20 protein-coding genes and 2 pseudogenes are annotated in these 20,873 nt (G+C 69.6%); 7 read left to right on the top strand and 15 right to left on the bottom strand.

The genetic code is table 11. The features are described from left to right. The first annotated feature begins 30 nt into the window (after positions 1-30). Positions 31-1,101 carry a chemotaxis response regulator protein-glutamate methylesterase gene (locus ACI2KI_RS07815; RefSeq protein ID WP_404619012.1) on the top strand — a complete coding sequence of 357 codons (1,071 nt, stop codon included), beginning with the start codon at positions 31-33 and terminating at the stop codon, positions 1,099-1,101. Further along, positions 1,098-1,904: a CheR family methyltransferase gene (locus ACI2KI_RS07810; RefSeq protein WP_404619010.1), complete on the top strand. Its 807-nt coding sequence runs from the start codon at positions 1,098-1,100 to the stop codon at positions 1,902-1,904. The genes ACI2KI_RS07815 and ACI2KI_RS07810 overlap by 4 nt, the downstream gene beginning before the upstream one ends. Before the next feature lie 207 nt (positions 1,905-2,111). Here ACI2KI_RS07810 and ACI2KI_RS07805 read toward each other — a convergent pair whose 3' ends face one another. From ACI2KI_RS07805 to ACI2KI_RS07795, 3 genes are read right to left on the bottom strand one after another with little or no spacing between them, the layout of a single operon-like run. Next, positions 2,112-3,707, bottom strand: a complete 1,596-nt coding sequence (locus ACI2KI_RS07805) for a methyl-accepting chemotaxis protein (RefSeq protein WP_404619008.1) — start codon at positions 3,705-3,707, stop codon at positions 2,112-2,114. A gap of 22 nt (positions 3,708-3,729) precedes the next feature. Continuing rightward, entirely contained in the window at positions 3,730-4,194 is a 465-nt protein-coding gene (locus ACI2KI_RS07800; protein WP_404619006.1) for a chemotaxis protein CheW, read from the bottom strand. Then, a complete protein-coding gene (locus tag ACI2KI_RS07795) occupies positions 4,191-6,983 on the bottom strand; it encodes a chemotaxis protein CheW (RefSeq protein ID WP_404619004.1) in 2,793 nt (930 codons plus the stop codon). Before ACI2KI_RS07795 ends, ACI2KI_RS07800 begins: the two co-directional genes overlap by 4 nt. A 179-nt stretch (positions 6,984-7,162) precedes the next feature. Here ACI2KI_RS07795 and ACI2KI_RS07790 point away from each other — a divergent pair, with 179 nt between their 5' ends. From ACI2KI_RS07790 to ACI2KI_RS07770, 5 genes and pseudogenes are all read left to right on the top strand, one after another. Then, positions 7,163-7,549 (top strand): response regulator, encoded by a 387-nt coding sequence (locus tag ACI2KI_RS07790; RefSeq protein ID WP_292084241.1) that lies wholly within the window; start codon positions 7,163-7,165, stop codon positions 7,547-7,549. 2 nt (positions 7,550-7,551) lie between these two features. Beyond that, positions 7,552-7,893, top strand: coding sequence for a hypothetical protein (locus ACI2KI_RS07785; RefSeq protein WP_404619002.1), 342 nt, complete (start codon positions 7,552-7,554; stop codon positions 7,891-7,893). Between the two features lie 181 nt (positions 7,894-8,074). After that, positions 8,075-9,742, top strand: coding sequence for an MFS transporter (locus tag ACI2KI_RS07780; RefSeq protein ID WP_404619000.1), 1,668 nt, complete (start codon positions 8,075-8,077; stop codon positions 9,740-9,742). 2 nt (positions 9,743-9,744) lie between these two features. Further along, the gene (locus ACI2KI_RS07775) at positions 9,745-11,364 is read left to right on the top strand and encodes an alpha-glucosidase (protein ID WP_404618998.1); all 1,620 of its coding nucleotides are present in this window, start codon (positions 9,745-9,747) and stop codon (positions 11,362-11,364) included. 158 nt (positions 11,365-11,522) lie between these two features. Next, a pseudogene (locus tag ACI2KI_RS07770) lies at positions 11,523-12,797 on the top strand (D-amino acid dehydrogenase); the annotation flags it as partial. 149 nt (positions 12,798-12,946) lie between these two features. Here ACI2KI_RS07770 and ACI2KI_RS07765 read toward each other — a convergent pair. From ACI2KI_RS07765 to ACI2KI_RS07710, 12 genes and pseudogenes are all read right to left on the bottom strand, one after another. Then, on the bottom strand, positions 12,947-13,405 hold the full coding sequence (locus ACI2KI_RS07765; protein ID WP_404618996.1) for a chemotaxis protein CheE: 459 nt from the start codon (positions 13,403-13,405) through the stop codon (positions 12,947-12,949). Then, positions 13,402-13,992, bottom strand: a complete 591-nt coding sequence (locus ACI2KI_RS07760; protein WP_292084248.1) for a response regulator — start codon at positions 13,990-13,992, stop codon at positions 13,402-13,404. Before ACI2KI_RS07760 ends, ACI2KI_RS07765 begins: the two co-directional genes overlap by 4 nt. Further along, a complete protein-coding gene (locus tag ACI2KI_RS07755) occupies positions 13,992-14,351 on the bottom strand; it encodes a hypothetical protein (RefSeq protein ID WP_404618994.1) in 360 nt (119 codons plus the stop codon). Before ACI2KI_RS07755 ends, ACI2KI_RS07760 begins: the two co-directional genes overlap by 1 nt. Next, positions 14,351-14,896, bottom strand: coding sequence for a chemotaxis protein CheD (locus ACI2KI_RS07750; RefSeq protein ID WP_292084250.1), 546 nt, complete (start codon positions 14,894-14,896; stop codon positions 14,351-14,353). The genes ACI2KI_RS07755 and ACI2KI_RS07750 overlap by 1 nt, the downstream gene beginning before the upstream one ends. After that, positions 14,893-15,282, bottom strand: coding sequence for a response regulator (locus ACI2KI_RS07745; RefSeq protein ID WP_292084252.1), 390 nt, complete (start codon positions 15,280-15,282; stop codon positions 14,893-14,895). Before ACI2KI_RS07745 ends, ACI2KI_RS07750 begins: the two co-directional genes overlap by 4 nt. An 11-nt stretch (positions 15,283-15,293) precedes the next feature. After that, positions 15,294-16,334, bottom strand: a complete 1,041-nt coding sequence (locus ACI2KI_RS07740) for a chemotaxis response regulator protein-glutamate methylesterase (protein WP_331033502.1) — start codon at positions 16,332-16,334, stop codon at positions 15,294-15,296. After that, entirely contained in the window at positions 16,331-17,197 is an 867-nt protein-coding gene (locus ACI2KI_RS07735; protein ID WP_331033501.1) for a protein-glutamate O-methyltransferase, read from the bottom strand. The genes ACI2KI_RS07740 and ACI2KI_RS07735 overlap by 4 nt, the downstream gene beginning before the upstream one ends. Further along, positions 17,194-17,667, bottom strand: coding sequence for a chemotaxis protein CheW (locus ACI2KI_RS07730; protein ID WP_292084255.1), 474 nt, complete (start codon positions 17,665-17,667; stop codon positions 17,194-17,196). Before ACI2KI_RS07730 ends, ACI2KI_RS07735 begins: the two co-directional genes overlap by 4 nt. 5 nt (positions 17,668-17,672) lie before the next feature. Then, positions 17,673-19,961 (bottom strand): chemotaxis protein CheA, encoded by a 2,289-nt coding sequence (locus ACI2KI_RS07725; RefSeq protein ID WP_404618991.1) that lies wholly within the window; start codon positions 19,959-19,961, stop codon positions 17,673-17,675. Positions 19,962-19,980: 19 nt separating this feature from the next. Next, on the bottom strand, positions 19,981-20,346 hold the full coding sequence (locus tag ACI2KI_RS07720) for a response regulator (protein WP_292084257.1): 366 nt from the start codon (positions 20,344-20,346) through the stop codon (positions 19,981-19,983). Further along, positions 20,343-20,624 carry an STAS domain-containing protein gene (locus tag ACI2KI_RS07715; RefSeq protein ID WP_292084258.1) on the bottom strand — a complete coding sequence of 94 codons (282 nt, stop codon included), beginning with the start codon at positions 20,622-20,624 and terminating at the stop codon, positions 20,343-20,345. Before ACI2KI_RS07715 ends, ACI2KI_RS07720 begins: the two co-directional genes overlap by 4 nt. Beyond that, positions 20,624-20,873, bottom strand: a pseudogene (locus ACI2KI_RS07710) (chemotaxis protein); the annotation flags it as partial. The pseudogene ACI2KI_RS07710 and the gene ACI2KI_RS07715, both read right to left, overlap by 1 nt.

Genomic DNA, 20,873 nt, shown 5'->3' with positions numbered 1-20,873 from the left:
ATTCTGCATTCAACCCAAAGGATGCTCGCCTTGCTGGAAGCCGCGCCCGTTCGAGATCCCCGCATTAGCGTCATGGTCGTGGACGACAGCGCCATCGTGCGCGGCCTGATCGTGCAGACGCTGGAACGCGACCCGGCGCTGCGCATCGTGGCCCGCGCCGCCAACGGCGAGGCGGCGCTGATCGAGCTGGCGCGCACCGCCGTCGACGTGGTGGTGCTGGACATCGAGATGCCAGTGATGGACGGGCTGACCGCCCTGCCCCTTATCCTGAAGCTGCAGCCCGAGGCGCGGGTGGTCATGGCCTCGACCCTGACGCGGCGCAACGCCCGCATCAGCCTGCAGGCGCTACAGGCCGGGGCCGCCGACTATGTGCCCAAGCCCGAGACGGGCGGCCTGGTCGGGGCCGACGAGTTTGCGCGTGAACTGACCGCCAAGGTGAAGGCGCTCGGCGGGCGGGGGGCCACGCCGACCGCGACAACGCCCGCGCCCGCAGCTCCCGTCATCCGCCCCGCCGCCCTGTCACCGCCCGTACGGCCCCAGGTCGTGGCCATCGGCGGTTCGACCGGCGCGCCGCCCGCCCTGATGAGCCTGTTTGCCGACCTCAAGGGCGAGCTGGAACAGGCGGTGCTGCTGACCCAGCATATGCCGCCGACCTTCACCGCCATGCTGGCCGAACAGCTGGAGCGGACGGGCGGACGCCCGGCGGCCGAGGCGCGCGACGGCGAACCCGTCCTGCCGGGCCGCATCTATGTGGCGCCGGGCGGCTGGCACATGACGGTCGGCCGCAGCGGACAGGTGCCGGTCATTCGTCTCAATCAGGAAGCGCCCGAACACTTCTGTCGGCCCTCGGTCGATCCCATGCTGCGCTCGGCGGCGGCGGTCTATGGCCCCGGCCTGCTGGCGGTGATCCTGACCGGCATGGGGTCGGACGGCGCCGAGGGCTGCCGCGCCGCGGCCGAGGCGGGCGGGCGTTTCGTGGTGCAGGACGAGGCGACCAGCGTGGTCTGGGGCATGCCCGGCGCCGCGGCGAAAACGGGACTGGCCGAGGCGGTCCTGCCGCTCAGCCAGATCGCGCCCTGGGTGCGAAGGGCCTGCGCATGACCGCCGCCTATGAGGGTTTCCGCAAGCTGGTGCTGGACCGATCCGGCCTCGTGCTGACGGCGGACAAGGACTATCTGCTGGAAAGCCGGCTGGAGCCGCTGGCGCGCAAGGACGGGTTTGACGGTCTGGATCAGATGCTGGCCCGCGTCGGCGCCGAGCCGTCGGGCGCCCTGGCCCAGCGCTGCATCGACGCCATGGCGACGCATGAGTCCTTCTTCTTTCGCGACACGACGCCCTTCGATCAGCTGCGCGACGTCATCCTGCCCGACCTGATCGCGGCGCGGGCGCAGAGCCGATCCTTACGCATCTGGAGCGCCGCCTGTTCCAGCGGACAGGAGCCCTATTCCCTGGCCATGCTGCTGATGGAGGAGCAGGCGCGGATGCCCGGCTGGCGCATCGACATCCTGGCCACCGACATGTCCCTGCCCATTCTGGAGCGCGCCCGCACCGGCCTCTACAGCGACTTCGAGGTGAGGCGCGGCCTGACCGAGGCGCGGCTGGCGCGCTGGTTCACGCGGGCGGGCGACGGCTGGAGCCTGTCGCCGCAGGTGCGGTCGATGGTGCGCTTTGCGCCGCACAACCTGCTGGCCGGAACGGCGGGCCTGGGCCGGTTCGACCTCGTCTTCTGCCGCAACGTGCTGATCTACTTCGACCGCGAGCGCAAGCGCGCGGCGCTCGCCGAGATCGGTCAGGCGCTGGAACCGCACGGCGCCCTGGTGCTGGGCAGCGCTGAGACCGTGGTGGGGTTGGAGAGCGGCTTTGCGCCGGTCATCGGGCTGAGGGGCGTGTTCCGGCGGGACTGACCTCTTTCCTCCCCATGCAATGGGGAGGGGGGCCGCGTAGCGGTGGAGGGGCTTTGCCCGGTCCAAACGGCCCCTCCGTCACGTCGCCTGCGGCGCCGCGCCACCTCCCCGTTTCATGGGGAGGAAAAAGCATCCCCAATTACTCAGGGGGCGAAGGCGTGTCGCGCGCCTTCGCCCCCTCTTCGTCCCGTCGCGGCCCTCGGGGGCTCAGGCGGCGGCGAGGCGATCCATTTCCGCCGTCAAGGCTTCGGCCTGGCGGGCCAGTTCGCCCGAGGCGTTGAGCAGTTCCGACGAGGCGTCGCTGGTCTGGACCGCGGCGGCGTTGACCCCCGCGATGCTCGTCGAGACCTGGCGCGTGCCTTCGGCCACCTGGGCGACGTTGGCGGCGATCTCGCGGGTGGCGGCGGACTGCTCCTCGACCGCCCCGGCGATGGCCGAGGCGATGTCGGCCACCTTGCGGATGGTGTCGGTGATGCTGCCGATGGCCCCGACCGAGGTCTGGGTGGCCGTCTGCATGGCCGAGACCTGGGACGAGATTTCGTGCGTCGCCCGCGCCGTCTGGTCCGACAGGCTCTTCACCTCGGACGCCACGACGGCGAAGCCCTTGCCCGCCTCGCCCGCCCGCGCCGCCTCGATGGTGGCGTTGAGCGCCAGAAGCTTGGTCTGGCCCGCGATGTCGTTGATCAGGGTGACGACATTGCCGATCTTCTGGGCTGCGTCGGCCAGGGTGCGGATGGCCTCGCTGGTGCGGTCGGCCTCGGTCACGGCGTGCTGGGAGATGCTGCTGGACTCCGCCACCTGACGCGCGATCTCGGCGATGGAGGCGGTCAGTTCCTCACCCGCCGAGGAGACGGTCTGGACGTTGACCGAGGTGACCTCCGCCGCCGCCGTCACCGACCCGGCCTGGCGCGTGGTTTCCTCGGCGGTGCCGGCCATGCTTTCGGCGGTGGCCCGCATCTGCGAGGCCGCCGAGGCGACGATGCCCGAGATCTCGGTCACCCGCGCCGCCACCTGTTTCTGGGCGCTGATGTCGGTGGCGAACTTGACCACCTTGAGCGGCGTGCCGCGCGCGTCGAGGATGGGGTTATAGCTGGCCTGCAGCCAGACCTCGCGCCCGTCCTTGCCGACCCGGCGGTACTGACCGGCGTCGTATTCGCCGCGCCCCAGCTTCTCCCAGAAGGCGCGATAGGCGCCCGACTGCACCTCGGCCGGATCGACGAACATGGAGTGGTGGCGGCCGACGATCTCCTCCAGCCGATAGCCGGTGGTGCTCAGGAAGTTGCCGTTGGCGCTCTGAATCGTCCCGTCCAGATTGAACTCGATCACCGCCTGGGCCTTGCTCAGCGCCTCCAGCATCCCGGCGTGCTTGCGCAGCTCGGTGACGTCGTTCCACTCCAGCACATTGCCGACATAGTCGCCGCCGGCGTCGAGCACCGACATGACCCGAAGGGCGAAGCGCAGGTCGCCGACGCTGATCTCCGCGATGTGCGGTCGGGCCAGCGGGTGGGCCAGCATGGCGCGCTGGTGGCTGGGGTCCTTGTGGAAGACGTCGATGGAGGTCCCGACCATCCGGTCCAGCGCCACCCCGGGGAAGGCGCGGGCGAAGGCGGCCTCATTGGCCTTCAGCAGGGCGCGCGTGGCGTCGTTCAGGTCGATGATGGTCAGGTCGCGGTCGACCATCATCAGGGCGGCCGAGGTGGACCGCACCACCGCGCGGGCGAAGGCGTCGGGATCGTCCTCGGGCCCGGCCACGATCAGGTCGTCCAGGCGTTCAGCAGCGTGGGCAGCGGCGGTGCGCGACATGGCAGGCTCCTTGATAGTTCGCTCAGGCCGCAGCGGCCGGGGCGGACAGGGTGAAGGTCTGTTCGATGTTGAGGATCAGCAGGGAGGCGTCGTCGTGGCGGTAGAGGCCGTCGCACAGCGCCCGCCATTCCGGGGCCAGGGTAACGGGCAGAGGCTCCTTGGCCGCGCGGTCCAGCCACAGGACGTCGCCGACGTCCTCGACCTGAAGGGCGTAGAGCTCGCCGCCCCGCTCGACGATGACGCTCATATGCGGCTGACCGGCCTCGCGCGGCGGCAGGCCCAGGCGGCGACGCATGTCCACCGCCGTGATGATGCGGCCGCGCAGGTTCAGCGACCCGGCCACCTCGAACGGGGCCAGAGGCACGCGGTCGATGCGCACCGGGGCGATCACGTCCTGAACCCGCAGCAGGGGGACGCCGATCATCTGCTCGCCGACGCGGACGGCGACCAGACCTTCGAGCGAAGGGTCGGAAGATGCGGACGTCATGCGGCCTCCTGATCATTGGAAAGCACTTCGGCGACTTCACTCAGCAGGGCTTCCTGCGGCGGGCCGCTGAGGAAGGCGGCGCCCAGGCCCAGCAGGGGCGTGGCGTGCCAGGCCGAGGCCTGGCCAAAGGCGGCGGCCATCCGCCGCGCCGCCGGTTTGGCGGGACTGGTGTCGGCCAGGATCAGATCGAAGGCGGCGCCCGCGTCGTGCAGGGCCAGGGCCGCCTCGGGATCAGACGCCACCTCGACCTCATAGCCGGCCTGGGCCAGCAGCGGCCCCAGCAGCATCCGCACGAAGGGGCTGTCGTCCACGACCAGCAGACGCTTGGCGGCCCTGACCTTGGTCTCGGTACGCGGCTCGCCACCGCGCTCGCCAAGGCCGTCGCAACGCCGCCAGTAGAAGTCCACGTCGATCAGTTCGGTGGCCCGGCCCGCGACCACAACGCTGCCGCTGACCCCGGTCGAGGCCCCCGACAGTTCGACGGCGCCGGCGGCCTCGACGATGTCCACGATCTCCTCGGCCATCAGGCCCAGGCTGCGCTCGCCGCGCGAGAAGACCAGCAGGGGGCGCTTGGCGGACGGGCGTTCGGCCAGGGCCAGACCGTCGGCGCCCAGGACCGGCATCAAGTGGCCGCGGTACTGGACCAGGGAGCGGCCGTCGGCCCATTCCAGCGCCGCCGGCTCCACCTCCTCGATGCGGGCCACGCCCGCCAGGGGCGCCGCCTTCAGGGCCTCGTCGGCGGCGCGGAAGACCAGCAGGGCCTCAGCGCCCGGATCGCGCGCAGCCGTCTCGGCCATCGCCTCCTCGCCGCTGTTGAGCAGGGCGCCGGCGCCCGCCTCCATCGCCATGCCCTTGAAGTCCAGGATCATGATGACCGAGCCGTCGCCCAGGATGGTGGCGCCGGAATAGAGCTTCAGGTGACGCAGGATCGAGGCCGTCGGCTTGACCACGATCTCCTCGGTGTCGAACACCCGGTCAACGATGACGCCGAAGTCGAAGGCCCCGACGCGGGCCACCACGATGCAGGCCTCGCCGCGCGGCCCCTCGGGCGCCTCCAGCCCCAGCAGGGCCTGCAGGGACACCAGCGGCAGCAGCCGGTCGCGCAGGCGCAGCACCTCGGCGCCGTTGATCTGTTCGATGCGTCGGCCCGCCGCGCCGTTGGCGCTGACCAGTTCGATGATGCTGGCCTGAGGCATGGCGAAACGCTCGCCGCAGCATTCCACCACCAGCCCGGCGATGATGCTGAGCGTCAGGGGGATGCGGATGGTGAAACGGGTCCCCTGCCCCTCGACGGAGGCCAGTTCGATGGCCCCGCCGATGGCCTCGATATTGGTGCGCACCACGTCCATGCCGACGCCGCGTCCCGACACCGCCGTCACCGAGGCGGCGGTCGAGAAGCCCGGCAGGAAGATCAGCTGGCGGGCCTCGGCGTCGCTCATCGCCGCCGCCTGCGCGGGATTGATCAGACCGACGTCCAGCGCCTTGGCGCGAATGCGGGCGGCGGGCAGACCCCGCCCGTCATCCGTCATCTCGATCAGGATGGCCCCGCCCTCGTGCCGGGCCGAGAGGGTGATCCGGCCCATCTCGGGCTTGCCCGCCGCGCGGCGTTGATCCGGCGTTTCCAGCCCGTGGTCGGCGGCGTTGCGGATCATGTGGGTCAGGGGATCGCGGATCAGCTCCATGACCTGACGGTCCAGCTCGGTCTCCTCGCCGGTCATGATCAGGTCGATGCGCTTGCCGAGGTCCGAGGCCAGGTCGCGCACCAGACGCGGCAGCTTGGCCCAGGCGCCGCTGATCGGCTGCATCCGGGTGGTCATCACCCCTTCCTGCAGTTCGCTGGTCACCTGGTTGAGGCGATGCAGAGGCCCGGCGAAGGGGGTTTCGGGCTGGTCGCGCAGGGTCTGGATCAGTTGATTGCGGATCAGCACCAGCTCGCTGACCATGGTCATCAGGCCTTCCAGGGTCTCGACGCCGACGCGGATGGTCTGGGGTCCTTTGGCGGGTTCGACGGCGGCACGGTCGGCGCGCGACGGCTCGGCCTCGCGCTCGGCAGGCGGGGCGACCAGAAGCGCGTCGACCGCCTCGGCCTCGGCTTCCAGATCGAGCAGGTTCTGACGCACGGCCTGAGCGAAGGCGGCTTCCCGCGACGCCAGGACCTCGCCGAAGGTCTCGGCCAGGGCGCGCTGCAAGGCGCCGGGCGCCGCCGTGGCGCGGGCGACGCCGCACAGGGCCTCGCGCCATTCGGCCTGCACGCGGTCCAGATCAATGCCGGCGAACAGAGGGCCGGTGTCGGGCGACGCGACCAGACCGGCCAGCGCGCCCTCACAAGCGGCGTCCAGCGTGGCTTCTCCCCCCACGCGTTCCAGCAGGGGACGGTCGACGGGCGGAGCCGCCGACGTCGCCGAAGCGTCTTCACCCGCATATATGCGGTCCAGCCGCCCGATCAGGGCGCGGTCGTCGCCTTCGGGCTCGACGCCGGTTTCGGCCAGACCCTCGATCACGGCGCGGACCACGTCCACCGCATCGAGGATGACGGTGACGGAGGCGGCGTCCACCGCCAGCGTCCCGTCGCGATAGAGGCCCAGCACGTTCTCGGCGGCATGGGTCACGCTCTGCAGCCGCATCAGGCCGAGGAAGCCCGAGCCGCCCTTGAGGCTGTGGATCAGGCGGAAGATGTCGCCCAGCAGGTCCGGGTCGTCCGGCGTCTGCTCGAAGCGGACCAGCTTGGCGTCCACGGCCTCGATGCCCTCGCGGGCTTCGGACACGAATTCGATGATGACGTCGTCCACGCTCGATCATCCCCCTTGAGGGCGGCGGAACCGCCCCTGCCGAATGCAACCTTCAAGGGAAATCGGTTAATCCAAGCTTAAGGGAATACATCTTAAAGCTGCATTGCCGCCACTGAGGGGTCGGCGCGTCCTTCAATCACAGCGGCCTGTTCGGCCGCGCCTGTGCAACGAGGAATGGAATGGCCGCGGACAAGAGCATGAACGTCCTGGTGGTGGACGACTACAAGTCGATGGTGCGGATCGTGCGGGGGATGCTGAACCAGCTGGGCTTCGTCAACGTCGATGACGCGCCCGACGGGGCGGCGGCCATGGCCCTGCTGAAAGAGAAGACCTACGGCCTGGTTCTATCGGACTGGAACATGCAGCCGGTCACCGGGCTGGAGCTGCTGAAACAGGTCCGCGCCGAGGAACGCACGAAGAAGACCCCCTTCGTCATGGTCACCGCCGAAGCCAAGGTCGAGAACGTCATCGCCGCGCGTCAGGCCGGGGTGAACAACTATGTCATCAAGCCCTTCACCCTGGCGGTGCTCAAGCAGAAGCTGACCTCGGTCGTGGGCGAGATCTGAGCATGACGCCCCTCATGACGCCTCAGCAGATCCTGGCCGAGATCGACCATCTGAGGCGCGAACTGGCGATCGCCGCCGACGATCTGCTGTCCGCCGCCGAACAGGGCCTGGCCCTGACCCGGGCGGAGTCTCTGGACGCCGAGGCCGTGACCGCCGCCTTTCACCGCATCCTCGCCGCCTGCAGCTTTCAGGACCTGGCCGACCAGAGGATCGCCCGGCTGCTGACGGCCCTGACCGGACGCCAGGCCCCTCCACGCCCCGACGCCGCCCTGCTGAACGGCCCGGCGCTGGCGGGCGAGACGGGATTGAACCAGTCGGCGGCGGACGCCCTGTTGAAGGCATAGGGGCGCTTCCCCCTTTCACCGCTCATCCCGGCCTTCGCCGGGATGAGCGGGATCAAAAGGCGGCGCTAATTCAGCCCTCGCGCCTTGCAAAGCCGTCGCCAAAGGGGTGCAGTAGGACCTCGTTCCGCAGTCACCGTCCGGGCGCCGCCATCCTGACCTCCCGTTCCAGCCGGTCCGCTTCATGACCGCCCCCGAGACCGCGCCGCCCGTGCGCACCGGGGCGCTGGCGCCGCTGAACCATCCGGTCTTCCGCGCCGTCTGGATCACCAGTCTGGTGACCAATTTCGGGGGTCTGATCCAGTCGGTCGGCGCCGCCTGGATGATGTCCTCCATCGCCTCGGCCCAGATGGTGGCCCTGGTCCAGGCGTCCGTCACCCTGCCCATCATGCTGCTGTCGCTGGCGGCGGGGGCGCTGGCCGACACGGTGGACCGGCGCAAGATCATGCTGGCGGCCCAGAGCTTCATGCTGCTGGTCTCGGCCGGGCTGGCGGTCATGACCTATGTGGGCTGGATCACGCCCTGGGTATTGCTCAGCTTCACCTTCCTGATCGGCTGCGGCACGGCCTTCAACGGTCCGGCCTGGCAGGCCTCGGTCGGCGACATGGTGCCGCGCGAGGATCTGGCCGGGGCCGTGACCCTGAACTCCATGGGCTTCAACCTGGCCCGCAGCGTCGGTCCGGCCATCGGCGGGATGATCGTGGCGGCTGCGGGGGCGGCGGCGGCCTTCGCCGTCAACGCCGTCAGCTATCTGGGCCTGCTGGTCGTCCTGTTTCGCTGGAAGCCCGACCGTCCCAAGCAGACCCTGCCGCGCGAGGGCCTGTTGGCGGCCATGGCCGGGGGTCTGCGCTACGCCTTCCTGTCGCCGCGGGTGACGGCGGTGCTGCTGCGCGCCGTGGTCTTCGGGATCGGGGCCAGCGCGGTTCAGGCCCTGATGCCGCTGGTGGCGCGCGAGGGCGGCGGCGGGCCCCTGGCTTTCGGCCTGTTGCTCGGCGCCTTCGGCGTCGGGGCCGTGGGCGGCGCTCTGTTCGTCGGCAAGCTGAGGGCGAAGTACGAGACCGAAACCCTGGTGCGCGCCTCCACCCTGGCCTTCGCCGTCGCGGCCGCCGTCGTCGGCTTCAGCCCCTGGCTGGCCCTGACCCTGCCAGCCCTGATGGTCGCGGGCGCGGGCTGGGTGCTGACCCTGTCCAGCTTCAACGTCACAGTGCAGATGTCGGTGCCGCGCTGGGTCGTGGCGCGGGCCCTGGCCCTCTATCAGATGGCGGCCTTCGGCGGCATGGCGGGCGGCAGCTGGCTGTGGGGCTCGCTGGCCCAGACGCAAGGCCTGGATATGGCGCTGGGCCTGTCGGCCGGGGTGCTGGTCCTGTGCGTCTTGATCGGGCTGCGGGTCCCCCTGCCCTCGACCGCCAATCTGAACATGGACCTGCTGCGGCGCTGGACCGAGCCGGAAACGCAACTGCCGATCGAGCCGCGCAGCGGCCCGGTGGTCGTCTCCATCGCCTATCGCATCCGCGAGGAAGACATCGACGCCTTCTTGGCCGTGATGGACGAGCGCCGCCGGGTGCGCCGCCGCGACGGGGCCCGTCAGTGGCGCCTGATGCGCGACCTGGCCGAGCCGGACGTCTGGGTGGAGAAATACCAGACCGCGACCTGGCTGGATTACGTCCGCCACAACCAGCGCATCACCCAGGCCGACGCCGACATCTCGCAGCGGATCTACGCCCTGCATCAGGGGCCGGACAAACCGGTGGTGCATCGCCTGATCGAACGCACGACCGCGCCCCTGGCCGCCAACCTGCACGGCGAGCGCCACTACGGCGAACCTCTGACGGACCCGACGCGTTCGTCCTGAGCATGACCTCATCGCCCACCCCCTCGCCTGGTTCTGAGCCGCATCGGGAATGGTGGCGCGGGGCGGTCGTCTACCAGATCTATCCGCGCAGTTTCGCCGACACGAACGGCGACGGGATCGGCGATCTGAAGGGGATCACCGCGCACCTCGATCACGTGGCCTCGCTGGGCGTGGACGCCGTGTGGCTGTCGCCCTTCTATCCCTCGCCGATGAAGGACTTCGGCTATGACGTGGCCGACTACTGCGACGTCGATCCGGTGTTCGGAACCCTTGCCGATTTCGACGCTCTGCTGACCAAGGCGCATGATCTGGGACTGAAGGTCGTCGTCGATCAGGTCTGGTCACACACCTCGGACCAACACCCGTGGTTTCAGGCCAGCCGACAGGACCGCACCAAACCTTACGCCGACTGGTACGTCTGGGCCGACGCCAGGGCCGACGGCGCGCCGCCGAACAACTGGCAGTCCGTCTTCGGCGGGCCGGGCTGGACCTGGGATGCGCGGCGCGGCCAGTATTATCAGCACAACTTCCTGCCCGAGCAGCCGCAGTTGAACGGCCGCAATCCGGCGGTGCAGGAGGCCCTGCTGGCGGTTGGCCGGTTCTGGCTGGACCGGGGCGTGGACGGTTTCCGCCTGGACGCCGTCAACTTCATGATCGGCGACCCCGCCTTGCGGGACAATCCGCCCCTGCCCCCCGGCGGCAAGCGCACCCGCCCCTTCCATTTTCAGGACAAGATCTACAACCAGTCGTCCCCCGACATCCTGCCCTTCCTTGGGCAGGTGCGGGCGCTGGCGGATTCCTGTGAGGGCGGCCGCTTCACCGTGGCGGAGGTTGCCGGCGACCACGCCCACCGCGAGATGAAGGCCTTTACCGCCGACGGCCGCCTGCACAGCGCCTACGGCTTCCTCTACCTCTACGCCGAGCGACTGACGGCGGATCTGGTCAAGACAGGCGCGGCCATGTGGCCCGGCGATCCCGGCGAGGGCTGGCCGTCATGGACCTTCTCCAACCACGATGCGCCGCGCGCGGTGTCGCGCTGGGCCGAGGGCCGCGACGAGCGGCGGTTGGCCGAAATGCTGATGCTGCTGCTGGTTTGTCTGCGCGGCAATGTCTTCGTCTATTACGGCGAGGAGCTGGGCCTGCCGCAAGCCGAGGTGCCGTTCGAACGACTGGTCGATCCGGAAGCCCTCGCCAACTGGCCGCAGACCCTGGGCCGCGACGGCGCCCGCACGCCGATGCCGTGGCGGGCCGCCGCCCCCTTTGCCGGGTTTTCAAGCGTCGAGCCCTGGTTACCCATCGACACGCGCCATCCGGCCATGGCGGTGGATGTTCAAAACGCCGATCCGTCTTCGATGCTGAACGCGACGCGGCGCTTCCTGGCCCGGCGCCGCGCCTGTCCGGCGCTAAGAACGGGGACGATGACGATGCTGGCGACCGAGCCCCTGCTGGTCTTCACCCGCCAGGGCGAAGGCGAGACCCTGCTGGCGGTCTTCAACCTCGGCCACGAGCCGCAGGCGTGGAGCGCGCCCGAAGGCTACGTCCCGGTCGACGCCGTCAATCTGGCCGAGGCGGGAATCCTGCCGCCGCTGGGCGGCATGCTTCTGCGCCTGACCACGCCTTGATCACGCCGCCCAAAGCCTTGCCGCAACGAGGGATTTTCAGCCCGCGTTCGCTCAGGTTCCGACCCATCCGTTTCAACTTCACACCATGTTGCAGCGCACACATCCCATGAACGCTCGACAAACGAAAAAACTGGTCTAGGGAACGGGCGCGGGGAACTTCGCGTAAGGTCAAGACCATGAAGATCGCAGTCCTGGGCGCCGGCGTCATCGGGGTGACGACGGCCCACTATCTGGCCAAGGCGGGCCACGAGGTGACAGTGATCGACCGCCAGAGCGGCCCGGCGCTGGAGACCAGCTTCGCCAACGCCGGCGAACTATCCCCCGGCTATTCCTCGCCCTGGGCCGCGCCGGGCATTCCGGCCAAGGCGGTGAAGTGGCTGTTCATGCGTCACGCCCCGCTGATCCTGCAGCCCCACATGAACGTGGCGACCGTGCGCTGGCTGCTGGCGCTGCTGCGCAACTGCACCTCGGCCCGCTATGCCCTGAACAAGGCGCGGATGGTGCGTCTGGCCGAATACAGCCAGGAGGTTCAGACCGCCCTGAACGTCGAGCTGGGTCTGCAATACGACCACCGCACCCAGGGCACCCTGCAGCTGTTCCGCACCCAGAAACAGCTGGACGGCATCTACAAGGACACCGAGGTCCTGCGCGAAGGCGGCGTGCCGTTCGAGGTGCTGGATCAGGACGGCTGCATCCGCGCCGAGCCGGGCCTTGCGGCCACGCGCGACCTCTTCGTCGGGGGCCTGCGCCTGCCGAAAGACGAGACCGGCGACTGCTTCAAGTTCACCAATGCGCTGGGCGACGTGGCGATCGCTCAGGGCGTGACCTTCCTCTACGACACCGCCATCAAGGCCCTGACGACCGACAAGGGCCAGATCAGCGGCGTCGAGACCAGCCGCGGCCGGATCACGGCCGACGCCTATGTCCTGGCGCTGGGGTCTTACTCGCCGCAGATGGTCAAGCCGCTGGGCATGACCCTGCCGGTCTATCCGGTGAAGGGCTATTCGATCACCGCCCCGATCGTGAACGAACCCGCCGCCCCCGTCTCGACCATCATGGACGAGAGCTACAAGGTGGCCATCACGCGTCTGGGCGACCGTATCCGCGTTGGCGGCATGGCCGAAATCTCGGGCTACAACAACGTCCTGCCCGAGCCGCGTCGCAACACGCTGGAGCATTCGGTCGGCTCGCTCTTCCCCGGCGCGGGCGATCTGAAGGCGGCGACCTACTGGTCCGGCCTGCGCCCGATGACGCCGGACGGCACCCCGGTCATCGGCAAGACCAGGTTCGACAACCTGTTCCTGAACACCGGCCACGGGACGCTGGGCTGGACCATGGCCTGCGGCTCGGCCCGCGTCATCGCCGACATCGTCAGCGGCCAGACCCCGGACATCGAGACGGCCGACCTGGGCATCGCGCGCTACGGCCAATAAGCCCTTCTCCCCTTGAGGGAGAAGGTGGCAGGCGAAGCCTGACGGATGAGGGGTGCGAAGAAATTCGTACGAGGCCTCATGTCAGATCGTCCCGCTGACACCCCTCATCCGGCCCTGCGGGCCGCCTTCTCCCTCAAGGAGAGAAGGAATTATGTATCCTGCCGCGTCTTCGCCGCCACCGACCGCAGCCCGGCCAGCAGGGCGGCGCTGGTGGCGTCGGCCTGACAGCCCGCCGTCAGGATCAGGCGCATGGCCTGGACGTGGACGGCGACCGTGGGCCAGCTCCAGGCGCCGCTGACCTGCATCCGGTCGGCCACGTCGCACAGGCTGTAGCCCGCCTCGTACAGCGGTCCGGTGTCGAAGAAGCCCGCCGTGTCCAGCAGGGACGAAGCCAGCTTGTAGACCTGCGGCTCGCTGCCCGCCGCTGCGGCGGCGGCGACCAGCTCCAGCTCGGTGATGGTGCCGGCGACGGTGATCATGACGTCGTCGCGGTGACGCTCCAGCCGCTCGTTGGCGCGGCGCTCGACGTCGGCGAGGGTGCGGCCGCCCGGCTGGGCCATCTGGCGCGCCAGGGTGGTCTTGATCTTCAGGGTGCGGGCTTCGGTCACAACGCAACTCTTTGGGGCTTCATCAGCATGTCGATGTCGGACTGGTCCATGTTCGCCTCGACGGCGGCGCCGACGTGGGCGGACAGGTCGTCCTTGCGCCGTCCGGGCATATTCAGCGGCGGGCCGAAGTTGCGCACCCGACGATCGGGCCCGACATAGTTCTCACTCTCGACGAACTCGCGCTCGTCGCCCGCCAGCCACAGGATGCGGCGCAGCAGGACGGCGGGGGTCAGGGGCTTGGTGACCACGAAGCTGACGCCGCAATCGCGGCCTTCCTGCACCTTGGCCTGCGAGGCGTGACCGGTCAGCAGGATGACGGGGATGAAGCGCAGGGGCGCCGGGGTCTCGCGCCGCAGCCAGCGGGCGAAGGCGTAGCTGTCCATCTCGGGATCGGCGCAGTCGATGACGATCAGGTCCACGGCCCGATTCTGGATGATGCGCACGCCCTCGGTCGCCGAGGCGCACTTGATCTGCTCCTTGACGCCAAAGCCCTGAAAGACCGAGCTGAGCATATCCAGCGCCTGCGGATTGTCGTCGATCAGCAGGACGGTCGACTGCTCCAGATTGACGCGGTCGGCGGCGCTCATCAGTCGAACAGCAGCAGGTCGCCGGCCACGGCGGCCGGCGCGACTTCGGAAGCGGAGGGCTTCACCCGGAACGACATCTCGCGCAGGCGGTCGGCCATCTCGGCCAGAGGCAGGGCGGCCAGGGCCGTGTCCATCGGCTGATCGGCGGCCAGGGCGCCGGCCAGACCCGACAGGGCGTCGACGCGCTGGCTCAGCACGTCGAAAGCCTGCATTCGCGTCAGGAAGGTCAGGCGCTGCTCAAGCGGGGCCAGGCGCAGCAGTTCGGACACCAGGCCGCCGGCCTCATCCACGCCCGCGCGGATGTCGGCCAGTTCAGCGGCGACGGCCGCCAGCAGGCCCTTGGCGTCGTAATCCTTCATCAGAACAGCTCCAGCGCGCCGGAATCGACGGGCGGCGGAGGCGGCGGCGTGGGTCGCGGGGCGACCGCGTCCGTAACCGCGCGTTGCAGCGCCCGACCCGTCACCGGCCAGTAATGCAGTCGACGCCCCCCGGCGCCCCTGAGGCTGGCGCCGACCACGGGGATGCCCTCGTCGGCCAGAAAACGTTCGGCGAAGTCGGCGTTGGACGTGCCCACGTCCTTCAGAGAATCGAACATGCGGCCGCCGCCGAACAGCTTGGCTTGCAGCCGGTCGCGACGCCCGCCCGCCTTCAGCACGTCGTTGATCAGGAGTTCCATCGCGTAGGCGCCGTAGCGACGTCCCGCGTCGGTGCCCGCCCCGGCCCCTTCGGGCAGCAGGAAGTGGTTCATGCCGCCGACCCCGGCCACGGGATCGCGCAGGCACATGGCGACGCAGCTGCCGAGCACGGTCGAGAGCACGACATCGGGATCGGACGTCACATAGTGCTCGCCCTGTCCGACGTGGATCCGCCGTTCGGTCATGTGCTGATCGCCGGCGCGGATCATGTCAGCGGGCCGAACACGCCTTCCAGCTTGTCTTTCAGCTGGGCGGTGGTGAAGGGTTTGACCAGGTAGTTGTTCACGCCGAACTGCACGGCGCGCTGCACCAGTTCGCGGTCGGCGCGGCCGGTCAGCATGATGAAGGCGGTCTTGGAGGTCGGCGGGTGGGCGCGGATGGCGCGCAGCAGGCCCAGACCGTCCAGGTTCGGCATGTTGAAGTCCGAGATCACCAGATGCACCGGCTTGGTGATGATGGACCGCAGGGCCAGCTCGCCGTCGGCGGCTTCGCTGATCTCGCGCACGCCGATCTGCTGCAAGCTGTTGCGGACCAGGGAGCGCATGGTCAGCTGGTCGTCGACGACCAGAACATTGAGGGCGGAAGCGGCGGGCATACGGGTAGTCCTTACGCGACAGGCTTTGAGGCGTGGGCGCCGGCGGCGCACAGGTCGAGAATGGCGGGGGCGAGACGGGGCAGAGACAGCTGGCGCTCCACGGCGCCCAGCTCGAAGGCGGCGCGCGGCATGCCGTAGACGACGCTGGAGGCTTCGTCCTGACCCAGGGTGCGGGCGCCGGCCTGACGCATGGCCAGCAGGCCCTTGGCGCCGTCCTTGCCCATGCCGGTCAGGATGACCCCCGTCATGGGGCGGCCCAGACGGGCGACCGAATGGAACAGGACGTCCACCGAGGGGCGATGGCCGTTGACCGTATCGCCTGCGACCAGACGGCAACGCCCGCCCGAGACCTCCAGATGCCGCTCGCCGCCGGGGGCGATATAGACATGGCCCGGTATCAGGGGCGCGCCGTCCACGGCCTCGGTCACCGTGGCGCCGGACGCCTTGTCCAGACGGGCGGCGAAGCTCTTGGTGAAGGTGGCGGGCATGTGCTGCGTCACCACCGTCGCCGGGCAGTTGGCCGGGAAGGCCGTCAGGATGTTCAGCAGGGCCTCCACCCCGCCGGTCGAGGCGCCGATAGCCAGGATGTGGTTTGGGTCGGCGCGATAGGCGCCGTCCACCGCGCGTGTCTCGCGCGTTTCCAGCGGCCGGACCCGCGAGCGGGCGGCGATCTTCACCTTGTCGGCCAGGTCGGCGAAGGCTTCCTGGGCCGGCACGCCCGGCGCGGGCTTGGCCACGGCGTCCACGGCGCCGACTTCCAGCGCCGCCAGGGTCACGTCGGTCCCGGCCTGGGTCAGGGTCGAGACCATGACGACGGGCATGGGCCGCAGGCGCATGATCTTCTCGAGGAACTCCAGCCCGTTCATATTGGGCATCTCGACGTCCAGGGTGATGACGTCGGGGTTCAGCTCCTTGATGGCGGTACGGGCCTCCAGCGGGTCAGCCGCCGTGCCGACCACCGAGATCTCGGGATCGCGACGCAGGACGGCGCTGATCAGGCTGCGCATGGTGGCGCTGTCGTCGACGATCAGGACGCGGACAGGTTCGCTCATGCCCGGCCTCCCAGACGATAGGCCGTCAGGCCGCAGGTCTGCAGTTGCGCAACCGCGGGGCCGCTGACGCGCTCGGAATGGCCGATGTAGAGGGTGGCGCCGGGGTTCATCATCGGGGTGAAGCGGCTCCAGACCAGCTCCTGGGTCGCGTCGTCGAAGTAGATGACCACGTTGCGGCAGAAGATGACGTCGAACTTGCCCCGCATGGGCCAGTCGCCGATCAGGTTCAGTTCGCGGAACGACACCAGACGGCGCAGGGTCTCGTTGGCGCTGAACAGGCCGGGACGGGCAGCGACGGGATCGAAATGCTTGCGGCCCGAGACGGGGACCGGCGACAGCAGCTCCTCGGAATAGATCCCCGCCGCGCCCTCGGCCACCATGTTGGGGTCGATGTCGGTGGCCAGGATGCGCACGTCCAGGTCCGCGGCTTCCGGCAGGACGTCCAGCACGGTCAGGGCCATGGAATAGGGCTCCTGTCCGTTGGAACAGGCCGCCGACCACAGGCGCACCCGACCGCCGGCCCGCGCACGGGCCGCCAGTTCCGGCATGACGTGGTCGCGCAGGTGATCGAAGTGGTGCGGCTCGCGATAGAAGCGGGTGACGTTGGTGGTCAGGGCCGCGGTCATGGCCTGGCGCTCGTCGACGCCCTCCACGCCCTCGATCAGGGCGCAGTAGTCGCGGAAGCTGCGCAGCCCCAGCAGGCGCAGGCGCTTGGCCAGGCGCGAATAGACCAGAGCGGCCTTGCCCTCGCTCAGGGCGATACCGGCGTGGGCGTGCAGGGTCTGGGCGATGTGGCGGAAATCCTCGGCGGTGAAGACGAACTCGCCTTCCACCAGGGACGCCCGCCCGGAGGCGGTGGTCATGCGGCCTCGGCTTCGCTTTCGGCCGGCAGGACGTGTTCCAGATCAATCAGGCTGATCATGCGGCCGCCCTCGACGGCGAAGATGCCCTTGACGAAGGTCTTCACGTGGTCGCTGGCGACGTCGGGCGTCGGCTGGATGGTCGAGTCCGTCAGCTGCACGATGTCTGACACGGCGTCGACCAGCAGGCCGACCAGACGGTTGCCGACATGGGCCACCATGATGACGTGGCGGGCGGTCGGCTCTGCCGTGGCCAGGCCGAAACGGGCACCCAGGTCGATGATCGGCAGGACGATGCCGCGCAGGTTGATGACGCCCTTCATGTAGGACGGCGAGCGCGGCAGCGGCGTGGCCGGGGTCCAGCCGCGGATCTCGCGGACGTTCATGATGTCGACGCAGAATTCCTGCTCGCCGATGCGGAAGGCGATCAGTTCGCGGTCGGCGCCGGCGACGTTGGAGGTGACTTCGGTCATGGTGCTCAGCTCGCCATCTTCAGTTCGGGGCGGTTGGATTTGCGGCGCCCGGCGATGACCAGGGCGTCGATGTCGAGGATCAGGGCGACGCTGCCGTCGCCCAGGATGGTCGCGGCGGAGACGCCGTCGACGTGGCGGTAGTTGGTCTCGAGACTCTTGATCACCACCTGGCGTTGGCCGTTGATGGCGTCGACCAGAAGGGCGGCGCGCGAGCCGGCCTCGGTTTCGACGATCATCACCACCCCGTTGGCCAGATCGGCCGCTCCGTCGCGGAAGCCCATGACCCGGGCCACGTCGACCAGGGGCACGAACTCCTCGCGGAAGCGGATCACGGCGTCATGGCCGCCGACGTGGTGGATGTCTGACACCTGGGGCGTCAGGCTCTCGACGATGGCCGACAGGGGGGCGACCAGGGTCTGTTCGGCGGCCGAGACCACCATGCCGTCCAGCACCGCCAGGGTCAGCGGCAGGCTGAGGGTGAAGGTCGAGCCCTTGCCCGGAACCGAACTGATCGAGATGCGGCCGCCGAGCGCCTGGATGGAGCGCTTGACCACGTCCATGCCGACGCCCCGGCCCGAGACGTCGGTGACGGTCTCGGCGGTCGAGAAGCCCGGCAGGAAGATCAGGTTGTCGACCTCGTCGTCGGTCAGGACGGCGTCCTCGGCGATCAGACCGCGCGCCACGGCGATGCCGCGCACGCGGGGACGGTTGATGCCCTTCCCGTCGTCGGCGATCTCGATGACGATGCGGCCCGAGCGGTGCAGGGCGGCCAGACGCACCGTGCCCTCGGCAGGCTTGCCGGCGGCCTCGCGCTCCTCGGCGCTTTCCAGCCCGTGGTCGATGGCGTTGCGCAGCATGTGGGTGATGGGCTCGGCCAGGCGTTCAACCACGGTCTTGTCGACCTCGGTGTCCTCGCCGGACGTGACCAGACGCACGCGCTTGCCGGTCATGTCGGCCACTTCGCGGACCAGGCGCGGCATGCGCTGGAACACCGACTTCACCGGTTGTGCGCGGATGGCCATGACGCTGTCCTGGATGTCGCGCGTCAGCAGCTCCAGGTCTTCCAGACCCAGGGCGATGTCCGACGAACGGGCCAGACCGCTCTCCATCACGCGCTGGGCCAGCATGGCCTGCTGGATGACCAGTTCGCCGACCACGTTGATCAGGCGGTCCACCCGATCCAGATCGACGCGGATGGTCACCGGCGCCACGGCGGCGGGGGCCGAGGGCGCAGCGACGGAAGCCGGAGCGGCGGGCGCGACCGGCTTGGGCGCGGCGGCGACCGGCGTCGGGGCCGGGGCCGGAACCGGGGCTGCGGCGACGACCGGCGCGAGAACCTCAGCCGGAACGGCGGGCTCGACCGGCGCGGCGGCCTTGGCCAGCAGGGCGGCGATGTCGATCTCGGGCTCGGCGGGGGGCGCGTCCAGAACCGGCAGCGGCGGCAGCGAGGCCTCGACCGGGGACCGGGCGCCGCCCAGGGCGGTGATGCTCAGGTCGCAGTCCATCTCGACGAAGTCGAAGACGTCGCGCACGGCCGCCTCGGCCACGTCGCCGGTCAGGACGATGGTCCAGATCAGGTGGGCGTCCTCGGCGTCCAGCGCCTCAAGCGACGGCAGGCCGCTGGCGTCCAGCTCGACCGAGGTCTGGCCCAGCCGCGTCAGTTCGCGCAGCAGCAGGCTGACGTCGTTGGCGCTGGCGTAGAGGCGAGGGTGCGGGCGGAAGACGATGCGCCAGCCGGCGGCGCTCGGCGCGGCCAGGTCCGGCAGATCAAGCGAAGGCAGGTCGAGCGACGGCAGCTCGGTCGGGGCGCCGAAGTCGGCCAGGTCGAGCGTCAGGGGCGTGAAGCCGAAGTCGTCTTCGTCCTCGACAGCGGCGGCGGCCGGGGCGACCGAGGCGGCGACGCCGTGGGTCAGGACTTCCAGTTCGGCGACCAGACCGGCCGAGCGAGCGGCGTCCACCGGCGCGCCGGTTCCCTGCGCAGCAGCGATGTGGTCGGCCAGCACGTCGGAGGCGCGCAGCAGGGTCTTGACCGTGACGTCGTCGCACTCCTTACGGCCCGAGCGCAGCTCGTCCATCAGGGTCTCGAAGACGTGGGCGAAGCGCACCAGGTCTTCCAGGCCGAAGGCCCCTGCCCCGCCCTTGACCGAGTGAACGGCGCGGAAGACGGCGTTGATCGTCTCGATGTCGCCTTCGCCAGTCTCCAGCGCCAGCAGATTGGCTTCCAGATCGCCCAGCAGTTCGTTGCACTCCTGGAAGAAGGTGACCTTGATGGCCTCGAACGGATCGTCGCTCATCTTGTAATCCTCAGTCCTCTCAGGCCGCGACGCGACGGACGGCGTCGATCAGCTTGGCCGGGTCGAAGGGTTTGACGATCCAGCCGGTGGCCCCGGCCTCGCGGGCACGCTGCTTCTTGGCGGCGTCGCTTTCGGTGGTCAGGACCAGAACCGGGGTGGCCTTGTGGTTGGGGTCGGCGCGCATGCCCTCGATGAAGCCGAAGCCGTCCATGCGGGGCATGTTGATGTCGGTGATGACGATGTCGGGGTTTTCGGCCCGCAGCACCTCCAGACCGTGGATCCCGTCCTCGGCCTGAACCACGCGATAGCCGGCGTCTTTCAGCGCCAGCATCAGCATGTCCCGCATGGTGCGGGAATCATCGACGGTCAGAATGGTCTTGGTCACGCGAGTTGTCCTTGCGGAGCGAGGTCCGCGGCGGAGGCCCCAAAGGCGCTCCATTGCGAGGCCAGGGCCTCGGAAACATTGATGAAGGTCAAGGCCTGGCCGTCGGCGCGCCAGGTCGCCAGCGCCGACAGCAGGACCTGAAGGCATAGGCCGCCCAGACGCTCGACGGCCGAGGCGTCCAAGGTCGCCTCCTGGCCGCGCACGGCCAGGAGTTGCGCCTTCAAGGGCTCGGCGGCGCGCAGATCAAGCACCGCCGGAAGGGTGATCAGGCTCGACATCAGAACTCTTCCCAGCCGTCTTCAATGGGCTGCGCCTTGAGGGCGGCGCCGCCGCGGCCGACGGTCTTGAGCGCGGCGATGGTCTGGGCCACCGGCTCGGGCGTGCGGGCCACCGGCTGCGGAGCGCGGACCGGGGCCGGCGTCTTCGCGGCGGCAGGCGCGGCGGCCTGACCGGTTCGGAAGCGCGACACCGAGGCGGCCAGGACGTCGGCCTCCTGCGACAGCGAGTGGCTGGCGGCGGTCGACTGC

The sequence above is a fragment of the Brevundimonas sp. NPDC046655 genome (genome assembly GCF_044901625.1).
GTDB lineage: Bacteria > Pseudomonadota > Alphaproteobacteria > Caulobacterales > Caulobacteraceae > Brevundimonas.
Note: the sequence above shows the minus strand (reverse complement) of the source record. Positions and strands in the feature narration are given on the sequence as shown.